This window comes from Rubrivirga litoralis, from assembly GCF_031846415.1.
GTDB classification, from domain to species: Bacteria; Bacteroidota; Rhodothermia; order Rhodothermales; family Rubricoccaceae; genus Rubrivirga; species Rubrivirga litoralis.
The window spans coordinates 61,921-80,698 of sequence record NZ_JAVRHT010000004.1; the positions used below are offsets into that span (position 1 = coordinate 61,921).

Consider the following 18,778-nt stretch of genomic DNA (forward strand, 5'->3'; position numbering starts at 1 on the left):
CACCCCGCTTGGCCCCACGGGGCACCGTCTCGAAACGCCTCCCCCTCTCGCCATGACCGCCCTCCTCGTCTCCGTCCTGTGGAAAGGGGTCCTCGTGCTGGCCGTCGCCGCGCTCGCGTCGCTCTCGTTGCGGCGCGCGCCCGCGGCGGCGCGGCACGGCGTGTGGGCGGCGGCGCTCGCGGCGCTCCTGGCGCTGCCCGTGCTCGAATCCGCCGGGCCGGCGTGGCGGCTCCCCGTGCTCCCCACCGCCGCCCCGCCCGCGTTCGGGCTGGCCGCCCCGCCCGCGCCGCCGCCGGCCCCTCTGCCCGCCCCGCCGCCGCCGCCCCCACCTCCTGTTCCGCCGCCGCCTCCCGCCCCGCCGACCTGGGCCGCGCCCGTAGCGCACGCTGAGGGAGAGTACAGGGCCGCGGCGTTTGACGAGGAGATGCGCGCTCACGACGCCCAGGTAGCGGCGTTCGACGCCGAGATGGCCCGCCTCGACGCCGAGGCCGCCGGCGCGTGGGCCGACGCCGCCCCGCCCGCCGGCGGGGGCGGGGCGGGGTGGGAGCGGTGGCTGGCCGGCGCCTGGGCGCTCGGCGCGGTCGCCGTCGCGCTGGGGTGGGCCGTCGCGTTTCTCGCCGCCCGCCGCCTCGTGGCCGCGGCCGAGCCCGAAGCGGACGAAGAGTGGGCCGTCCTGTTCGAGCGGGCGCGGCGGCTGACCGGCCTCCCCCCGACGGTCCGCCTGCTCCGGTCCGACCGCCTGTCCGTCCCGATCGCGTGGGGTTGGGGGGGCGGGGCGGTCGTGCTCCCGGCCCAGGCCGACGGGTGGGCCGAGGGCCGCCGCGAGGCCGTCGTGCTCCACGAGCTGGCCCACCTCCGCCGCCGCGACGCCTGGACGCAGGCGCTCGCGCAGGCCGCGCTCGCGGTCCACTGGCCGAACCCGGGCGCGTGGTTCGCCTACCGCCGGTTCCTCGACGCCCGCGAAGAGGCGTGCGACGACGCCGTGATCCGGGGTGGGGCGCGGCCGTCGTCTTACGCCGAGCACCTGGTCGGCGTGGCGCGCGGGCTCCGGCGGGGCGGGGCGGCGCTCGCGGCCGTCGCGCCGATGGCGCGGCGGTCCGGCCTCGAAGCCCGCGTCCGCTCGGTCCTGGACCCGACGCGGCGGCGGAAGCGGTTGGGCCGGGCGTCGCTGGCGGTGACCGTCGCGCTCGCGCTCGCCGTCGTCGTGCCGCTCGCGGCCATGCAGCCGGTGGAGCGCCCGGGCGGGGCGGCGGCCCACGTCCCGATGCCCGCCCCGCCCGTGGCGGCTCCCGCCCCGCCCGCCGTGCCCACCCCGCCCGTCCTGGAGGCGCTCGCCGACACGCTCGACGCTCTCGACGACGCCGAGGTCGCGCTCGACGAGGCTGAGGCGCAGCTCGACCGCGCGTCGGAAACCCTCCACGCCGCGTCGGACCGCCTCCGCGCCTCGCGCTCTGGCGGCGCGGGCGGGGCGGCCCTCGACCTCCAGTCGATGAGCCTGGACGCCGCCGAGCGCGCGCTCGCGGACGTGGACGTAGCCCAGGTCGTCGCCGACGCGCTCGACAGTGTCGAGGGCGTGGAGCTGGACGCGGAGTGGCGGGCCGAGATGGAGGCGGCGTTCGAGGAGGCGCGGTCCGAGGTCCGCGAAGCGCGGGACGAGCTCCGGCGCGCCCGCGCCGAAGCCCGCGCTCGTCCGCCCGGCCCGCCCCGCTCGGCGGCGCCGGACCGGAGCCCGCCGCCCCGCCCCGCCGCGTCGGCGGGCGCCGTCGACTGGGCGGACGTCGACCGCGCCCGGCGCGCCGCCGAGCGCCGCTACTAGCCGAGCGACGCCGCTCGCCCCCTGGACCCGCGCCAAGAGCCTCTCGCCCCGTGTGCAGACGGGGAAGGGGTGGACTCCCTGTGGCCGCTCCTTCCACTCCTTGCACCCCGATTCCATGCTCCGCCTCCTCCCGGCCCTCCTCTTCCTGACCGCCGCCGCGTGCGCCACGGCGCAGCCGACGCGGACGCTCGCCGGCGACGACTGGTGCGACGACGTCGAACGCGGGTGGGGCGGGGACCGCGACGAGCGGTTCGGCGCCTGCGAGGTCCGCGAGGTCATCCTCCCCGCGGGGAGCGTCGCCGTCGGGGGCCGCAACGGAGCGATCACGGTCCGCCCGTGGGACCGCCCCGATGTCCTCGTCCGCGCCCGGGTCTCCGCCCGTGGTCGGACGCAGGCCGAGGCCGACCGGCGCCTCCGCGCGGCCCGGCTCGACGTCGGCCGCGACGCCGTCCGCGAGCGGCCGCCGCGCCGCCCGAACGACGGCGACGTCGTCGCCTACGAGGTGTTCGCGCCCCGGCAGACCAACCTCTCGCTGCGGACGATGAACGGGGCCATCTCGGTCGAGGGCATGGCCGGCGCCCTCGACGTGCAGACGATGAACGGCGGGCTCAGCCTCCGCGACGTGGCCGGCGCCGTCCGCGCGCGGACGATGAACGGGGGCATCGACGTGGCCGTCGGCGGGCGGGGCGGGGTGGGCGCCGGGCTCGACCTCGAAACGGCGAACGGCGGGATCTCCGTCGCCCTCCCCCGGGGCTACTCGGCCGACGTCGTCGCCTCGACACAGATGGGCCAGATCTCGACCGAGGGCGTCGCGCTCGACGCCGAGCGCCGGGACCGCGGCCAGTTCGGCGACCGGCTCGCAGGGCAGATCGGGGCGGGCGGGCCGACGCTCTCGGCCGTCACGCAGCGGGGCGGCATCTCCATCCGCGCCGCCCGATAACGTCATCGTGGAAGGCGTGGAGGCTGTTTGGTAGAGGCCCCACATTCTCCTCCCCCCAGCGGGGGAGGCCGGGAGCCGCAAGGCCGGCGCAGCCAACCGTCAGGTCGGCGCAGCCAGGGGGGACCGGAGTCGGCCGCCCCGCCCGCACGTCGATTCCGATCCCCCTCCCCGCCCTTTGGGTCCGGCCCTCCCCCGCTGGGGGAGGGGAACCCCAAGCAGCCTCTTGGAGGCAGATCATTTTTGTGGATGTACGTGCTAATTTTTTAGCATCTGCCTGTAACCCCCGCCCCGCCCCTTCCGTCTCTCGGCCACACCCGCCCCGCCCCGATGCGTCTCGCCCTCCTCCTCGCTCTCGCCGCCCCGCTCCTGCTGGCGCCCCCCGCGGCCGCCCAGACAGCGGCCGACTCGGGCGCGGCGCCCGACCTCCGGCCCCAGATCGCCGCGGCGGCCGTCGAGCCCGGGGCCGTCGACCTCGACGGGCGGCTCGACGAGGCCGCGTGGGGCGGGGCGGCCGTCGCGAGCGGGTTCGTGCAGCAGCGGCCGACTCCGGGCGCGGCGCCTTCCGAGCCCACCGAGGCCCGCGTGCTCTACGACGCCAAGGCCGTCTACGTCGGGATGCGGATGGTCGACAGCCGCCCCGCCCAGATCGACGCCCGCCTCGGCCGCCGCGACGCGTTCCTCGAGACCGACTGGGCGACCGTCATGATCGACTCGTACGACGACGACCGGACGGCCTTCATGTTCAGGGTCAACCCGGCCGGCGTCCAGGTCGACCGCCTCCTGTTCGACGACGTCAACGAGGACCAGAGCTGGGACGCCGTGTGGGACGTGGCCACGTCGCGCGACGAGGGCGGGTGGACGGCCGAGTTCCGCATCCCGCTCTCGCAGCTCCGGTTCGCGGGCGGGGCGGCGGTCCAGACGTGGGGGCTCAACGTCCAGCGCGTCCACTTCCGCACGGGCGAGACGTCCCTGTGGGCGCCCGTGCTCCCGAGCGACCCGGGCTACGTGAGCCGGTTCGGGACGCTCGCCGACCTCCGCGGCCTCGCCCCGCCCCGCCAGCTCGAGGTCGTCCCCTACCTCGCCGCGTCCGTCGAGCGGGCGCCGGGCGACGCGGCCGACCCGTTCTTCCGCGCCACCGAGGCCACGCCGCGCGTCGGCGCCGACGTCAAGTACGGGATCACGTCGGACCTCACGCTGACGGCGACCGTGAACCCCGACTTCGGCCAGGTCGAGGCCGACCCGGCGCAGGTGAACCTGGGCGGGTTCGAGCTCTTTTTCCAAGAGCGCCGGCCGTTCTTCGTCGAGGGAACGGACGTGTTCAGCCTCCGGCCCCGGCGCTTTTTCTCGAACAACCGGCCTAACCTGCTTTACACCCGGCGGATCGGGCGCGCTCCGCAGCGCCGCCAGTTCGTGCCGGCCTCGGTCTCCGACGCCGCCACCGACGGCGGCGCCGTCTACACCGACGCCCCGCAGCAGTCGACGATCCTCGGCGCGGCCAAGCTCTCGGGCCGCGTCGGCCGGTTCTCGGTCGGCGTCCTCAACGCGACGACCGGGAACGAGTACGGGCGCTACCAGGCGTTCGACGGCGCGGGCGGGGCGGTCGGGGGCGACGACCGCGTGCTCGTCGAGCCGCTCGCGAACTACCTCGTCGGCCGCGCGCGCGGCACGTTCGGGCAGACGATCGCCGGCGGCCTCCTCACGTCGGTCGTCCGCGACACGGGCGACCCGGCGCTCGGCGCGCTCCTCCCGACGATGGCGACCGTCGCCGGCGCCGACGTCGAGCACCGGCTGGGCGACGAGTGGCTCGTGAACGGCCAGCTCGCGGGGAGTCTGGTGACGGGCAGCGCCGACGCCGTCGCCCGCGTGCAGCGGGCGTTCCCGCGCCTCTACCAGCGGCCCGACGCCGATCACCTCTCGCTGGACCCGGCGGCTAGGTCGCTGGCCGGCTTCACGGGCGAGGTCAACGTGCTGAAGGCGGGCGGCGAGCACTGGCTCGGCGGGCTCCACGCGGGCGCGACGTCTCCCGGCTTCGACGCCAACGAGCTCGGGTTCCAGTCCCGGGCCGACTTCGCCAACCTGGGCCTCGTGGTCGTCTACCAGGACAACGAGCCGGGCGGGGGCCTCAACCGGTGGAACGCGAACGCCTTCCTGGGCCTCGGCGGCACCTTCGGCGGCGACCGGACGGCCACGTTCGGCGGCCTCGAAGGGAGCTTCCAGACGAAGGGCTTCTGGGGCGCCAACCTCAACTCGTTCGTCGGCGCGCGGACCGACGACGACCGGCTCACGCGCGGCGGCCCGCTCGCGACGAGCCCGGCGGCGGCCGAGGGCAGCGTCTACGCCTACTCCGACGACCGGCGGCCGGTCGCGGTGTCGGGCTTCGTCTACGGGTTCCGCGACGAGCTCGGCGGGTGGCGTCTCAGCGTGGACCCCGAGGTCGAGGTCCGCCCCGCCCCGGCCGTCTCGTTCGAGGTCGGCCCGAGCGTCTCGGTCGGCCGCAACGCGCGCCAGTACGTGACGGCGTTCGACGAGCCGGCCGCCGCGGCCACGTTCGGCCGCCGCTACGTGTTCGCCCGGCTCGACCAGGCGACGCTCTCGCTGCAGGCCCGCCTCAACTGGACGTTCACGCCCGACCTCACGCTCCAGCTCTACGCCCGCCCCTTCGTCTCGACCGGCCGCTACTCCCGCGTCCAGACGCTCGGCGAGCCCGGCCAGCTCCGGCTCCCCGTCTTCGGCGAGGACGCGGGCGGGGCGGCGGCCGAGAACGGCGACGGCTCGATCACGGTGACGCCCGGCGACGGTGGCGCGGCGTTCGACGTGGCCGAGAACTTTACGAGCCGTGCGCTCCAGGGCAACGCGGTCCTCCGGTGGGAGTACCGGCCGGGCTCGGCGCTCTTCCTGGTGTGGCAGCAGCAGCGATCCGGCTTCGAGCCCGACGGCGCCCTCCGGTTCGGCCGCGACGTGGGCGGGGTGTTCTCGGACCCGGTCGCGAACGTGTTCCTCCTCAAGCTGAGCTACTGGCTGGGAGGGTAGGGGGAATAGGAACGGGGAAATGGGAAATAGGACCGGGCAGAGGCGTTTCGAGGGACCGCCCCGCCCGAGAGCAGCGGGGCCGTCGCGAGGAAGAGGAATACCTCCCGCCCCGCCCTCGGGTCCTGGGGCGGGGCGGTCGCGCTCCTGGCGGAGCCGCGGGCGGGTCGAGCGCATTCCCCAGTTCCTATCCCCAGTCCCCAGTTCCTCTTTCCCCTCATGCGCGCCCTCCGGTTCCACGAACACGGCCGTCCCGCCGACGTCCTCCGCCTCGACGACGTCCCGCGCCCCGAGCCCGGGCCGGGCGAGGTCCGCATTCGCCTGACGCACCGGCCGATCAACCCGTCCGACCTCTCGCTCGTGCGGGGGACGTACGGGCGCTCGCGCGGGCTCCCCGCCGTCGGCGGGAACGAGGGGGCGGGGCGGGTCGAGGCCGTCGGGCCGGGCGTGGACGGGCTCGCGGTCGGCGACCGCGTGGTGAAGCTGGGCGAGGCGCCGACGTGGCAGGAGGCCGTCGTGGTCGCCGCCGAGGACGCGCTGCCCGTCCCCGACGCGCTCTCGGACGAGGACGCGGCGCAGCTCTTCGTCAACCCGCTGACGGCGCGGCTCCTGCTCGACGCCGCCCCGCTCGCGGCCGGCGACGTGCTCGTGCAGACGGCCGGGGCCTCGACCGTGGCCCGCGTGGTGACGGAACTGGTGACACGCCGCGGCGTGCGCGCGGTCGCCGTCGTGCGCAGCGACCGGCACGCCGACCGGCTCCGGGCGCTCGGCGCCGCCGTGGTCGTGGCCGACGGCGACACGGACGAGGCGCGGAGCGCGCTCGCGGAGGCCGTCGGCGAGGGCGGGGCGGCGGCCGTGTTCGACCCGGTCGCGGGCGGGGCGGGCACGCTCGCGCTGGGCGCGCTCCGCGAGGGCGGCACGCACGTCGTCTACGGGGCGCTCTCGGGCGAGCCGCTGGCGGTGTCGCCGGCCGCGCTCATCTACCGTGGCGTGACGGTGCAGGGCGTGTGGCGGACGCAGTGGGCGTCGCGGGCGCCGCGCAGCGAGGTCCGCTCGGCGCTCTCGGACCTCGCCCGGCTGGCCGCCGAGGGCGCGTTCTCGCTGCCGGTCGAGGCGGCGTTCGACCTCGCCGACGGCGCCGAGGCCGCGCGCGCGGCGCAGGAGCGCGGGCGGTGGGGGAAGACGCTCCTCACCGGCTAGGCGGGCGGGGCGGCCCCGCTATGCGTCGTCGTCGTCCCCATCGCCGTCGTCTCCGTCTCCGTCGTCTCCGTCGGCCGCGATGTCGGCGTCGGCCTCGCCGTCGACGAGTCCGATAAGGTTCTTGATCGCCCCGTGGATCGTGATCATGACGGCTACGAGCGCCCCGCCCACGAGTGCCCCGGCCCCGGCGATCACGTAGTAGAGGACGGTGTACACCGTGTCGCTCACCCCGCCCTCCTGGAACGGGATGGCGAGGACGAGGAGGACGACGGTGGCCGCGCTGAACACGGAGACGGCGATCGTGGCCGCCTGGCGGATCTGGCCGTAGAACTGGCTCTTGATCGGCTCGTCGGACGTCATGCCCAGCATGGTGAGCATGAGCGTGAGCGTCGTCGAGCTCGCGATCATGGCCGTCGAGAACAGCGACCGGGCCGTCGGCAGGACGGCTTCGAGGAGCGAGCGGGCGTTGTCGCCGCTGAGGCCGCTGAGCCCGACCGTCACCACGCCGACGCCCATGACGAGGGCGGCCACCCCGCCCCCGACGAGCGCCTGGCGGAGGAGGGTCCGGTCGATCGACGAGTGGTCGTCGTCGGAGGAGTGGTCGTCGGGCATAGGGGGGCACGGGGTCGGGGTGGGCCGCCCTGGAAGAACTGTGCCAGAGTCCGCTACCGACCGAACAGCCGCTTCAGCCCCTTGGCCGCCTCGGGGAGCACGAGCGGGACCGAGGCCAGCGACGCGAGCGTGGCCGACTGGCAGTACCAGCAGAGCGCCTTGTTCTCGGCCCACTCCTCGCGGCCCAGCGTGAGCGCGAACGCGGCGTCGCCGAGGACTTTGGCCGCGAGCGCGACCGGCAGCCACGGCGTGCGCTCGGCGCGGTCCTTCCCGCCGGCCCCGGCGAGGAGCGCCGTGATCCCGTAGCTCACGGTCATCATGAGGGCGTCGGGCGTGTCGTAGCGCTTGTAGGCGTAGTCGGAGGCGTCGACCTTGTCCGAGTTCCAGATCTTCCCCGGCAGGTCGGGGAGGTGCCGGATCACGCCGGTCTGGTAGAGCGAGACGACGACGCCGGCGAGCGCGCCGACGTTCGAGAGGGCGACGACGGCGCGACGGCGCTTGAGGTCGTCGGTCTGGGCCGTGCGGAGCTGGCGGCTGAGGGTGGTCGGGTTCATGCGGGCGGGGTGGGGAGGGGCGGTCTCACGCCGCTCGCGCGCGGCCGGTCCGCGGGCGGGGCGGGTTGGGAGAAACCCCGACTACGCCGCCCCGCCCGCGCGGCCCGCCCCGGGTCCTCCGCCCGAGCGGCCTCTGCGACGTCCCCGTTCCCGCTGGGAGAGGGGCGGCGCGCAGCAGAGCCGGCCCCGGGCGCCGATCCGGGGGCGCAGCCAGGGTGAGGGGCGGGCTGAGCCTATGCCACCTCCACACGGAGCGCGTCGCGCGCGGCGCGCAGCCGGGCCTCCGCCTCGGCCGCTGTCGCGCCCGTCACCAGGACGTGGCCGACCTCTTCGCCCGACCCCGTCCGCGGGCCGACCACGTCGCCCGGCGCCACGCGGAGGACGACCTCCTCGACGCCCGGGAGCGCGCGGCACGCCTCGGCGCCCTCGGCCCTCGTCACCCGCCCCGCCCCCGGGTGGACGATCCACGCTGCCGCCGAGCGCGCGGCGTGGGCGGGGAGGCCAGGGTTGTCGCCCAACTCCGCCCGGAGCACGGCCTCCCACGGGTCGACGCCGTAGGCGAGGCGGACGAGCGCCATCAGGTGCCCGCCCGGCGGACGCGCGGCCATCTCCCCGAACACGGGGCCGCCCGCGGTCTGGAACGCTTCGAGGTGCGTCATGCCGCGGTCGACGCCCAGCGCGCGCCGCGCGGCCTCGGCCAGCGCCCGGACGGCGTCCAGGCCGTCCGTCTCGGGCGGGGCGGGGAGGAGGCTGGCCCACGTGGGCACGACGTAGCGCGTCGCGTTGGTCCAGACCGACCCGCCCGCGCCGGTCTCGCTGCCGCCGAGTGTCTCGGCGCTCATCTCGACGCCGTCCACGAACGACTCGGCCATCCACCCCGGATCGAGCGCGTCCGGCACGTCGGCGCGCGTGCGGCAGACCGTGGCGCCCCGCCCGCCCGACCCGACGGCCGGCTTGACGACGAGCGGGAGGCCCAGCCGCTCGACGAGCGCGTCGGCGCTCAGGCCCTCCTCGGCCTCGACAACGTCGGCGCAGGCGAGGCCGGCGGCGCGGGCGGCCCGCTTCATCGCCCGCTTGTCGGTGCACGCGTGGGCCGCCTCGACCGTCAGCCCGTCCAGGCCGAGCACGGCGCGGAGGTGGGCGGCCGGGAGCACGGACCGCTCGGTGAGCGCCACGATGGCGGCGGGGCGGTGCGCCCGCAGCGACCGCGCCACGCGCCGCCACGCGTCGGGCGGGGCGGCAAAGGAGGCCTGGACGTGGCCGGCGAGGCGAGCCGCCCGGCGCGGCCCCGGCGGCGCCTCGGTCACGGCCACGGCGCCGAGCCCCAGCCGCTCGGCCGCGTCGAGCGCGCCGGCGCGGAGGCCGACCAGGACGACCGTGGTCACGCCCCCGAGCGGACGACGGCCTCGACCTCGTCGGGCCGCTTCGGGATGCCTGGCCCGAGCACGCGCGGCGCCCCGTCGGTGACGAGCACGTCGTCCTCGATGCGGACCCCGCCCAGCCCGCGCCAGCGGTCGATCTCGTCGTAGCGCAGGAACTCGGCGTGCCGGCCCTCGGCCTTCCAGGCGTCGATGAGGGCGTCGATCAAGTAGACGCCGGGCTCGACCGTCATCACATGGCCCGTGTCGATCCGGCGGCCGTAGCGGAGGAAGCTCGTCCCGAACTGCTCGCTCCGACGGACCTCGTCGTCGTACCCCACGCGGTCCTCGCCCAGCCCCTCCATGTCGTGGACGTCGAGGCCCATCGGGTGGCCCAGGCCGTGCGGGAAGAACAGGGCGTGGGCGCCGGCCTCGACCGCCTCCTCGGGGTCGCCCGCCATGAGCCCGAGCGCGCCCAACCCCTCGGCGATGCGGACGGACGCGCGGTGGTGGACGTCGCGGAACAGCGCGCCCGCTCGGCACCCGTCGATGCCCACCTCCTGCGCTCCGAGGACGACCTCGACCACGGCCCGCTGTCGGTCCGAGAACGCCCCGCCCACGGGCGCCACGCGCGTGACGTCGGCGGCGTAGCCCGAGCCCGGCGCGACGGCTCCGGCGTCGGCCAGCATGAGGTCGCCGGCCTCCAGGGCCGCCCCGCCCGGGTGCCCGTGGAGGACCTCGCCGTGCCGCGTGAGGATGATGGGGAAGCTGGGGTGCGAGCCCCGCCCGATCGCCAGCCCCTCCATCTGCCCGGCCACCTCCTGCTCGGTCCGCCCGGGCTGCGCGAGGCGCATCGCCAGCCGGTGCATGTCGGCGGCCACGTCGAGCGCCCGCTCGATCTGGGCCACCTCCTCGTCCGTCTTGACGAGCCGCTGCGCGACGACGGCGTCCACGAGCGCGCTAGAGGGCTCGACGGCGTCCGGCGCCACGCCCAGGAGCGCGGCCAGCTTGAGCCGCCCCGCCCCGCGGTACGGCGGCAGCGTGTGGACGGTCCGCCCCGCCCGCCGCGCCGCGCGGACGTCGTCGGCAAGCGCGTCGGGCGGGGCGGTGCGCTCGACGCCGACCGACGCCGCGCGGTCAGCGAGCGAGTCGAGCGGCCCCTCCCACACCACGTCGTCGAGCGTCGGGTCGTGGCCGTAGAGCTTCGCCTCGCCGGTCTCGGCGTCGAGCGCGAGCGCGAGGCCCGGCGCGTCGAGGCCGGCGTAGTACCGGAACGCGCCGTCCTGGCGGAAGGCGTACACGTTGCCGGCGTAGTTCATCGGCGCCGCGTCGTTGCCGGGCAGGACGATGAGGCCGGTGCCGACGGCTTCGGCGAGCGCGGCGCGGCGGGTGGCGTAGGTGGTGGGAGCGAACATGGGGGCGGGGTGGGCAGGCGCACGAAACGTACGGCTCGGGGCGGGGCGGCCGCTCCGCACGTTGTCAACGGCGGGCGGGGTGGGCCGGGGCTCCCTCCCGCAATGGCCCACGGCTCTGTTCGCGGGCGCGGCATCTGGGGCGGCCACCCCGCTCGGCCGGCGCGCGAGCACAAAAAAAGGGGAGCCCCAGGAACGGGGCTCCCCAATCGCCTTAAGGCGCGTCAACTCAGGTGCACATGTCACCGGGCTGCGGGTTGTCAGCCGGCGAGACGCACGCGTCGAGCGAGCCGGTCGACGTGCCAATCGACTCGCCGTTGTTGAAGATCTGGTCCGTCTGCGTCGTCCGCTGGTCGGCGGCCGTGATCGCGCGGACGTCGCCGAGATCGGCGAGGGCGGGGGTGTTGTACTGCTTCATGTTCTAGTGGCGGTTACGCCGGGAGAGAGTGAGACGTCCCCGACGGCCCTAGGGGGACCCATCGGTTCTCGAACAGGTTACCTCACGAACCCGCAGGCCTCATCATATTCTCCCCTAAGCCGCCGCGGAATTCGGGATCGTCGGGCTGTCCCGCAACCGAACCTGGCACCTGCTCCAGACGTCAGGGGGCCGTCTCCGTTCTCCTACACGAGCCTGTGGCCCTCACACACCGCCTCCACACGACGACGCGGCTCGCTCTCCCGCGCTCGGAAGTTTTTGATTTCTTCTCAGATGCCGAGAACCTGGAGCGGATCACCCCGCCCGAACTCGACTTCGAGATCACGACGCCGCGCCCCATCCAGATCGGCGAGGGCGCGCTCATCGACTACCGCCTCGGCCTGTTCGGCGTCCGGTTCGGGTGGCGGACCGAGATCGTCCGCTGGGAGCCGCCGTACCGCTTCATCGACCAGCAGGTCCGCGGGCCGTACCGGCGGTGGCACCACACGCACTCGTTCGTGGAGACGGACGGGCCGGGCGGGGTGGCCACGCGGATGGACGACGAGGTCCTGTGGGAGCTCCCACTCTCGCCCGCCGGCGAGTTGGCCTACCCGCTCGTCCGCGCCCAGCTCGCGCGGATCTTCGGGTACCGTCAGCGCGCGATCCGCGAGCTCCTGGGCGGCGCGTGAACGCGGGGCGGGGTGGCGCGTCTTTCCCGCCCCGCTCCCCACGCTGCCATGCCCCGCCCCGCCCCTACGCCGCCCGGACCCGGCCAGGAGTCCGTCTGGGACTACCCCCGCCCGCCGCTCCTGGAGCCCGTCGGCGAGACGGTCCGCGTCGAGTTCGGCGGCCGCGAGATCGCGCGGAGCACGCGGGCGCTCCAGGTCAAGGAGACGAGCCACCCGCCGACGGTCTACGTGCCGCCCGAGGATGTGGCGGCCGGCGTGCTCCGGGCGCGGCCCGAGACGTCGGGGTGCGAGTGGAAGGGGCGGGCCGTCTACTTCGACGTCGTCGCGGGCGGGGCGCAGGCCGCCGGGGCGCAACCCGCCGGGGCGGTCGCCGAGAAGGCGGCATGGGCCTACCCCGAGCCGCTCGCGCCCTACGCGGCGCTCGTGGACCACGTCGCGTTCTACCCCGCCGCGATGGACGCCTGCTGGATCGGCGACGACCGCGTCGAGCCGCAGCCGGGCGGGTTCTACGGCGGGTGGGTCACGCCGCGCGTGGCCGGCCCGTTCAAGGGCGGGGCGGGCTCGTGGGAATGGTGAGTTGAACGCGGAAGGACGAACGCGCACGGGCGCCCGCCCCGCCCGGAGTTGCCTGGGGGCGGGGTGGCCTCCGCGGACGGGCTTGCGGCAGAGCGCCCCGCCCGGTTCACCCTTCCGCGTTCCTCACCCCGCGCTCTCCCCCAGCCAGTCGGCGTAGAGGGCGGGGCGGCGGTCGCGGAGGAACAGGCGCCGCGCGTGCGAGCGCTCGACCTCGCTCAGGTCGACGTCGCAGAGCAGCGTCTCGGCCGCCCCGCCCGCGCGCGCCACGACGCGGCCGTCGGGGGCGCAGACGAAGCTCTCGCCGGCGAACGTCAGCCGGTCCTCGGCGCCGACGCGGTTGGCGAGGGCCGTGAAGTAGCCGTTCTGGAAGGCGGCCACCTGCATCTCGGCCTCGTAGAGCCCGGCCGGCCACTCGCCCACGGCGCCGGCCTGGGGCACCACGACGACGTCCGCTCCGCCGGTTTGCGGCCCGCCGAGGGCGAGCGCGCGCATGACCTCGGGGTAGTGCCGGTCGTAGCAGATGGCGACGCCCACGCGGCCGGCGGCCGTGTCGTAGACCGGGAGGCCCGCGTCGCCCGGCGCGTAGTAGCCCTGCTCGTGGAAGCCCTCGTAGTCCGTGATGTGGACCATCCGCGTCCGCCCGAGCAGCGTGCCGTCGGCGTCGATGACGGGCGACGTGTCGAACGTCCGGTCGCCGTCGCGCTCGAACACGTTGAGGACCGCGACGACGCCGTGCCGGGCCGCCCGCTCCTGGAACGCCTCGACGGTCGGGCCGGGCACGGGCTCGGCGTGCGCGAGCGCCTCGGGTGTGGCGTGGCGCTGCGGCCAGAACGGGTGGAACGCGAGCTCGGCGTAGGCCACGAGGTCGGCGCCGGCCTCGGCGGCCCGGTCGAAGGCGTCGAGCCCGCGCGCGAGGTTGGCCGCGAGGTCGGCGGTGGCGGGCTGCTGGACGAGGGCGAGGCGCATGTTGAACGACGAACGGTGAACGGCGAACGCTGAAGGAGAACCCACCCCGCCCGCGCGTGCAGGAGCGGGGCGAGGTGGAAAGCACAAGATGGCACTGGCCCACCGCGCCGTTCGCGGTCGGGCCGATGTCGTTCCCGCATTCCACATTCCGCATTCCTTTCGCGGTCCAGGGCGGGGCGGGGCGGTTGATTGGCCGCACGCACTCACCACCCCGCCCCCACCGACATGGAGCGCACGCTCGCCATCATCAAGCCCGACGCCGTCCAGAACGGGCACGCCGGCAAGATCCTCGACCGCATCCTCGCCGAAGGCTTCGCCGTCCGCGCGATGAAGCTGGTCACGCTGACGCAGGCCCAGGCCGAGGGCTTCTACGCCGTCCACGCCGAGCGCCCGTTCTTCGGCGAGCTCACCGAGTTCATGGCGTCCGGCCCGTGCGTCCCGCTCGTGCTCGAGCGCGAGGACGCCGTCTCGACGTGGCGCGAGGTGATCGGCGCCACGAACCCGGCCGACGCCGCCGAGGGCACGATCCGCAAGCAGTTCGCGACGTCGGTGGGCGAGAACGCCGTCCACGGCTCGGACTCGGCCGAGAACGGCGTGAAGGAGGGCCGCTACTTCTTCCCCGAGAGCGAGATCGTGCAGAACGGCGCCGCCGTGATCGACGCCTAGGCCGCCCCGCCCTTTGGGTCCGCCCTTTGGGTCCGCCCCTCGGCTCCGCCCGCTGGGACGCCGGCGCTCTCCCGAGCGCCGGCGTTTTTTGTGACCGCCCCGCCCCTTGGGTCCGGCAGCGCGTGGGCGGACCCAAAGGGCGGGGCGGCGGAGAAACGGGGGCGGGAGGCGCGGGACGGCGGGATCTTTCGTTCCGCCCTCGCATCCGCTCTCTACTCCGCCCGCCCCGCCCGATGCCGCTGTCCGCCCTGCTCGTCCTGCTCACGCTCCTGGGCTTCCAGGCAGACGCCGCCGGGGCGACCTCCGCCGCCCCGCCCGCCCCGCCGCCGTCGGTCACGACCGGCGCCCAGCGGCTCGTGGACGAGGGCTTCGCCCCGCTCGCGGTGCTCGGGCGGGGCGGGGCGGTCCGCGTCGGGCTCGTCACGAACCACACGGCGCGCGTGGACACGGCGGACGGCGGACCGGCCCACCTGATCGACCGGCTCGCGGCGGCCCCGGACGTCGCGCTCGCCGCGCTCTTCGGCCCCGAGCACGGGCTCCGCGGGACGGCCGAGGCCGGCGCCGGCGTCTCGGGCGGGGCGGACAGGGCGACGGGCACCCCGGTCTACAGCCTCTACGGCGCGTCGCGGAAGCCGACGCAGGCCCAGCTCCGCGGCGTCGACGCGCTCGTGTTCGACATGCAGGACGTGGGCGCCCGGTTCTACACCTACATATCGACGATGGGCTACGCCATGCAGGCGGCGGCCGAGGCCGGCATCCCGTTCGTCGTCCTCGACCGGCCCAACCCGATCGGGGGCGGGGCGGAGGGCTGGGTCATGGGGCCGCGCCACACGTCGTTCGTCGGCCTCTACCCGGTCCCCGTCACGCACGGGCTGACGGTCGGCGAGCTGGCGCGGATGGTCGCGGGCGAGGGCTGGCTGCCCGGCCTCGACGGCCTCGACCTCCGCGTCGTCGAGATGGGCGGCTACCGGCGCGGGATGCCGTGGGAGCAGACCGGGCTGGCGTGGACCCCGCCCTCGCCCAACGTGCCCGACGTCGAGACCGCCCGCGTCTACCCGGGCACGGGCTTTTTCGAGGGCACGACCGCCAGCGAGGGTCGTGGCACGCGCGTCCCGTTCACGCACGTCGGGGCGCCCTGGGTCGACGCCGACGCGCTCGCGGCGACGCTCAACGCGCGCGGGCTGGCGGGCGTCCGGTTTGAGCCCGCGGCGTTCACGCCCGTCGACCTCCCCGGCCAGGCGACGGACCCGAAGCACGAGGGCGAGCGCGTCGGCGGCGTCCGCCTCGTCGTGACCGACCCGGCCGCGTTCCGGCCCGTGGCGGCGGGCGTCCACGCCGTCGAGGCCGTGTACCGGCAGGCGCCGCCCCGCCCGCGCCGCTCGTTTTTCAAGGCCGACTGGCTGGCGAAGCTGGCCGGCACCGACCGGCTCCGCGCGGCGCTCGTGCGCGGCGACGACCCCGCCCGGATCGCCGCGTCGTGGGCGGACGAGGCGTCGGCCTTCGAGGCCCGCGCCGAGCCGTACCGGCTCTACCCGTAGGGGCGGCCGGCGGCCGCCCTCCACCCGGTCGCCCACCCCGCCCGCACCACGGGCGGGGCGGCGCACTCACACGCCCGCCGTGTCCAGGCCGACCAGCCGGTACGCCCCGTCGACCACGTCGAAGCGGAGCGTCGCCGTCGCCTCGCGCGCGGCCTCGTCCTCGGGGACGACTCGGCCGGCTCGGTCGTAGCCCACGCGCACCGTCGCCTCGCGGGCGGCCCCGTCGCGGCGGAAGTCGCGGGCCGTGAGGGCGAGGACGCCGTCGAGGAACGGCTCGCCAAAAACGACGGCCCCGCGCGTGTCGAGCGCCGCCGCCCCGCCCGCTCCGGCGAGCGAGTCGAGCCCGCCCCGCCCCGCCCGGGCGGACGCTTGGAACCGGGGCCAGAACGCGCGGAAGTCGGGCGGGGCGGCCGGTGCGTCCGCCGAGTCGGGCGCGGCGCGGAGGCTGTCCGGCGGCGGGCCGGCGTCGAGCGCGGAGTCGGCGTAGACCGTGTCGAGCGGGGCGGGGCGGTCTGGGCCGAGCGTGTCGACCCGGGCGCTCGGCGTCGGGGCGCGGAGCGCGCCGGGCTCGGCCTCAGTCACGGCGACGCCCTCGGCGTCCGACCCGCACGCGGCGAGCCCAACGAGGGCCGCCAGGAGCAGGGCGGGGCGGAACCGACGCGTCGGCACGGCCTCAGGCGTCGGGGATCGGGGCGGCCCGCCGGCTCTCGGGCGCGGCGGCCGGCGGCGCGTCCGGGCCGGCGTCGCGGGGCACGCCCCAGAGCACGGCCGCGGCGACCCCGAGGTAGCCACCCAGGAGCAGGAGGGGGGCCACGACGAGCGAGAGCGTGCTGTCGACGGCGTCGGGGTTCGTCGCGTTGTCGACGAGCATGAGCACGTAGCCGAGCAGGATCAGCCCGACCGCGCCCAGCAGCAGCACGTAGTTCACCCGGTCGAATGGCATCGTCGTCACGCCGCGCGTGGGGCGCTCAGCGCGGGGCGCGGAGCGGCGCGGGGACCGGCGGGCGGGGCGCTGGGGCATGCGGGTGGGGCGGGGTGGAGCCCGAAGGTAACGGCCCGCCCCGCCCGCTCGCGTCCGCCCAGGGCGGGGCGGCCGGCTCGCCGCGTGGCACGCGCTCTGGGCGGCGACGCAAAAAGGCGTGCACCCGCCCCGCCCGTGCACGGCCCGGGCGGGGCGGCCCGTTCTGCCGCTCCGCCGAGCGGGGAGGACCCGCGCCCGCTCGCCGCCGGTCTAGCTTCGCCCGCGCTCCCCCCGCCCCGCCCGGGGCTCCCCGCCCGGGGTCCGCCCCCGAGACCGCTCATGCCGACGCCGCTCCTCCGCCCCGCCCGCCTGCTCGCCGTGCTCGTCCTCGCCGTGGCCGGCGTGTGGCTCGTGCCCCGCCCCAGCCTCGCCGACGCCGACGGCCAGGAGGCCCAGATCCGCAGCGCGATCGACGAGGTCCTCGCCGACCCCGACCTCCCGACGGCCTTCTGGGGCGTCGTCGTGCGCGACGCACGGACGGGCCGCATCGTCCTCAGCCGGAACGCCGAGAAGCGGTTCCTCCCGGCCTCCAACCTCAAGATCCTGACCACGGCCACGGCCCTCGACGCGCTCGGGCCGGACCACCGCTACACGACGCGGCTCTACCACCTGGGCACGGTCTCCGAGGACGGCACGCTAGCCGGCGACCTCGTTGTCCGCGGCTCCGGCGACCCCACGTTCGGGAGCGACGGCCGCGGCGACCCGCTCGAGGACTGGGCCGAGGCGCTCGCCGAGGCCGGCGTCCGCCGCGTGACCGGCCGCATCGTCGGCGACGACGACGCGTTCGAGGACGCCCGCTACGGCGAGGGTTGGGACGTCACGCACATCGCGACCGAGAGCTACGCCCCGGCGGCCGGCGGGCTCGTGTGGAACGACAACCTCGTCGGCATCCAGATCGCGGGGACGTCCGCCGGGCAGCCGGTCCGGTTCGAGTCCGACCCGCCCGGGTTCGTCACGCTCCGCGGCGACGTGCGGACGGGCGGCCGCGGCCGCATGGACGTCGAGCGGACGCTGGGGACCGACGAGTTCGTGCTCCGCGGCGTCGTCCCGACCGGGTACCGCGGCACGCTCCAGGTGCCCGTCGCCAACCCCACGCTCTACGCCGTCTACGGCCTCGCCGACCGGCTCCGCGAGGCCGGCGTCGACGTCTCCGCCGCCGACCTCGTCGACGTCGACGACCTCGACGGCGGCCTCGACTACGGCGACGCCGAGCCGCTCCGGGTGTCGGTCTCGCCGCCGCTCCGCGAGATCGTCGAGCAGATCAACCGCGAGAGCGACAACCTCTACGCCGAGCAAGTCTTCCGCACGCTCGGCGGCGGCACCGTCCGCGCCGCCGAGGACCGCGTGCAGGCGTTCGTGACCGAGGCCGGGGCCGACGGCGACGCCCTCTCGATCGCCGACGGCTCGGGCCTCTCGCGCAAGGACCTCGTGACGCCGGACGCGCTCGCCGCCGTGCTCCGGGCCATGCGCTCCCACCCCGCCCAGCGCGCCTTTCTCCGCTCGCTCCCCGAGGGCGGCGGGTCGGGCTCGACGCTCCGCAACCGGCTGGGCGGGGTGGGGGTCCGCGCCAAGACCGGCTCTCTCCAGGCCGTCCGCTGCCTGGCCGGCTACGTCGACGGCCCCGACGGGACGCCCTACGTGTTCGTCCTCATGGCGAACAACTACACGACGCGGGGCGGCCAGATCGCGGCTGCCCAGGACCGGATCGTCCGCGCGATCGCCGCCGGCGGCCGCCTGCCGGCGGACGAGGAGTGAGGGATGAGGGATGAGGGATCGCGCGGGCGGGGCGGTCCTGGGAAACGTTCCACGTCCTCTTCGCTCCATGCCCCGCCCCGCCCCGCTCTGAACGTCGGGAGCGCGGGCGGGGCGGCCGGCCAGAGAGCGGGAAGATCCACCGCGGCTGAGGCCCCAGGCTTCGCCGCCGCTGCGCGGCCGGGGTGACGGAGGGGGAGAGCGCGGCGGCCTCGGAGGGCACGCCCGTGGGGCTC

Annotated in this window: 17 protein-coding genes; 9 read left to right on the forward strand and 8 right to left on the reverse strand. The window is 76.1% G+C overall.

The features are described from left to right. Window positions 1-52: 52 nt before the first annotated feature. From RM540_RS03100 to RM540_RS03115, 4 genes are all read left to right on the forward strand, one after another. The gene (locus RM540_RS03100; RefSeq protein WP_311662033.1) at window positions 53-1,816 is read left to right on the forward strand and encodes a M56 family metallopeptidase; all 1,764 of its coding nucleotides are present in this window, start codon (window positions 53-55) and stop codon (window positions 1,814-1,816) included. Window positions 1,817-1,931: 115 nt separating this feature from the next. Next, on the forward strand, window positions 1,932-2,756 hold the full coding sequence (locus tag RM540_RS03105; protein WP_311662035.1) for a DUF4097 family beta strand repeat-containing protein: 825 nt from the start codon (window positions 1,932-1,934) through the stop codon (window positions 2,754-2,756). Window positions 2,757-3,083: 327 nt separating this feature from the next. Further along, a complete protein-coding gene (locus RM540_RS03110; protein ID WP_311662037.1) occupies window positions 3,084-5,786 on the forward strand; it encodes a DUF5916 domain-containing protein in 2,703 nt (900 codons plus the stop codon). A 216-nt stretch (window positions 5,787-6,002) separates the two neighbouring features. Next, window positions 6,003-6,983, forward strand: a complete 981-nt coding sequence (locus RM540_RS03115) for a zinc-dependent alcohol dehydrogenase family protein (protein ID WP_311662039.1) — start codon at window positions 6,003-6,005, stop codon at window positions 6,981-6,983. A gap of 18 nt (window positions 6,984-7,001) precedes the next feature. Here RM540_RS03115 and RM540_RS03120 read toward each other — a convergent pair whose 3' ends face one another. From RM540_RS03120 to RM540_RS03140, 5 genes are all read right to left on the reverse strand, one after another. Next, a complete protein-coding gene (locus RM540_RS03120) occupies window positions 7,002-7,595 on the reverse strand; it encodes a hypothetical protein (RefSeq protein ID WP_311662040.1) in 594 nt (197 codons plus the stop codon). 53 nt (window positions 7,596-7,648) lie between these two features. Continuing rightward, entirely contained in the window at window positions 7,649-8,149 is a 501-nt protein-coding gene (locus tag RM540_RS03125) for a vitamin K epoxide reductase family protein (protein WP_311662041.1), read from the reverse strand. 233 nt (window positions 8,150-8,382) lie between these two features. Next, a complete protein-coding gene (locus tag RM540_RS03130) occupies window positions 8,383-9,534 on the reverse strand; it encodes an ATP-grasp domain-containing protein (protein WP_311662042.1) in 1,152 nt (383 codons plus the stop codon). Further along, window positions 9,531-10,922: an aminopeptidase P family protein gene (locus tag RM540_RS03135; RefSeq protein WP_311662044.1), complete on the reverse strand. Its 1,392-nt coding sequence runs from the start codon at window positions 10,920-10,922 to the stop codon at window positions 9,531-9,533. Before RM540_RS03135 ends, RM540_RS03130 begins: the two co-directional genes overlap by 4 nt. 226 nt (window positions 10,923-11,148) lie before the next feature. Then, window positions 11,149-11,337, reverse strand: coding sequence for a hypothetical protein (locus RM540_RS03140; RefSeq protein ID WP_311662046.1), 189 nt, complete (start codon window positions 11,335-11,337; stop codon window positions 11,149-11,151). A gap of 215 nt (window positions 11,338-11,552) precedes the next feature. On the opposite strand from RM540_RS03140, the gene RM540_RS03145 reads away from it, so the two are divergent. Then, complete coding sequence (locus RM540_RS03145; protein ID WP_311662048.1) at window positions 11,553-12,023, forward strand: SRPBCC family protein; 471 nt, start codon at window positions 11,553-11,555, stop codon at window positions 12,021-12,023. A gap of 48 nt (window positions 12,024-12,071) precedes the next feature. Beyond that, the gene (locus RM540_RS03150; protein WP_311662050.1) at window positions 12,072-12,599 is read left to right on the forward strand and encodes a DUF427 domain-containing protein; all 528 of its coding nucleotides are present in this window, start codon (window positions 12,072-12,074) and stop codon (window positions 12,597-12,599) included. Window positions 12,600-12,722: 123 nt separating this feature from the next. Here the strand turns inward: RM540_RS03150 and RM540_RS03155 are convergent, their stop codons facing one another. Beyond that, the gene (locus RM540_RS03155; RefSeq protein WP_311662052.1) at window positions 12,723-13,565 is read right to left on the reverse strand and encodes a carbon-nitrogen hydrolase family protein; all 843 of its coding nucleotides are present in this window, start codon (window positions 13,563-13,565) and stop codon (window positions 12,723-12,725) included. A 225-nt stretch (window positions 13,566-13,790) separates the two neighbouring features. Between RM540_RS03155 and ndk the strand changes: the two genes are divergently transcribed. Both ndk and RM540_RS03165 read left to right on the forward strand, forming a co-directional pair. Continuing rightward, entirely contained in the window at window positions 13,791-14,231 is a 441-nt protein-coding gene (gene ndk, locus RM540_RS03160) for a nucleoside-diphosphate kinase (protein ID WP_311662053.1), read from the forward strand. Between the two features lie 233 nt (window positions 14,232-14,464). Beyond that, on the forward strand, window positions 14,465-15,769 hold the full coding sequence (locus RM540_RS03165; protein ID WP_311662055.1) for an exo-beta-N-acetylmuramidase NamZ family protein: 1,305 nt from the start codon (window positions 14,465-14,467) through the stop codon (window positions 15,767-15,769). A 66-nt stretch (window positions 15,770-15,835) separates the two neighbouring features. On the opposite strand, the gene RM540_RS03170 is transcribed toward RM540_RS03165, so the two are convergent. Both RM540_RS03170 and RM540_RS03175 read right to left on the reverse strand, forming a co-directional pair. Next, the gene (locus RM540_RS03170) at window positions 15,836-16,438 is read right to left on the reverse strand and encodes a hypothetical protein (protein WP_311662057.1); all 603 of its coding nucleotides are present in this window, start codon (window positions 16,436-16,438) and stop codon (window positions 15,836-15,838) included. A gap of 4 nt (window positions 16,439-16,442) precedes the next feature. Next, window positions 16,443-16,712 (reverse strand): DUF3098 domain-containing protein, encoded by a 270-nt coding sequence (locus RM540_RS03175; protein ID WP_311662124.1) that lies wholly within the window; start codon window positions 16,710-16,712, stop codon window positions 16,443-16,445. A 357-nt stretch (window positions 16,713-17,069) separates the two neighbouring features. On the opposite strand from RM540_RS03175, the gene dacB reads away from it, so the two are divergent. Next, the gene (dacB, locus tag RM540_RS03180; RefSeq protein ID WP_311662059.1) at window positions 17,070-18,545 is read left to right on the forward strand and encodes a D-alanyl-D-alanine carboxypeptidase/D-alanyl-D-alanine endopeptidase; all 1,476 of its coding nucleotides are present in this window, start codon (window positions 17,070-17,072) and stop codon (window positions 18,543-18,545) included. Window positions 18,546-18,778 lie beyond the last annotated feature (233 nt).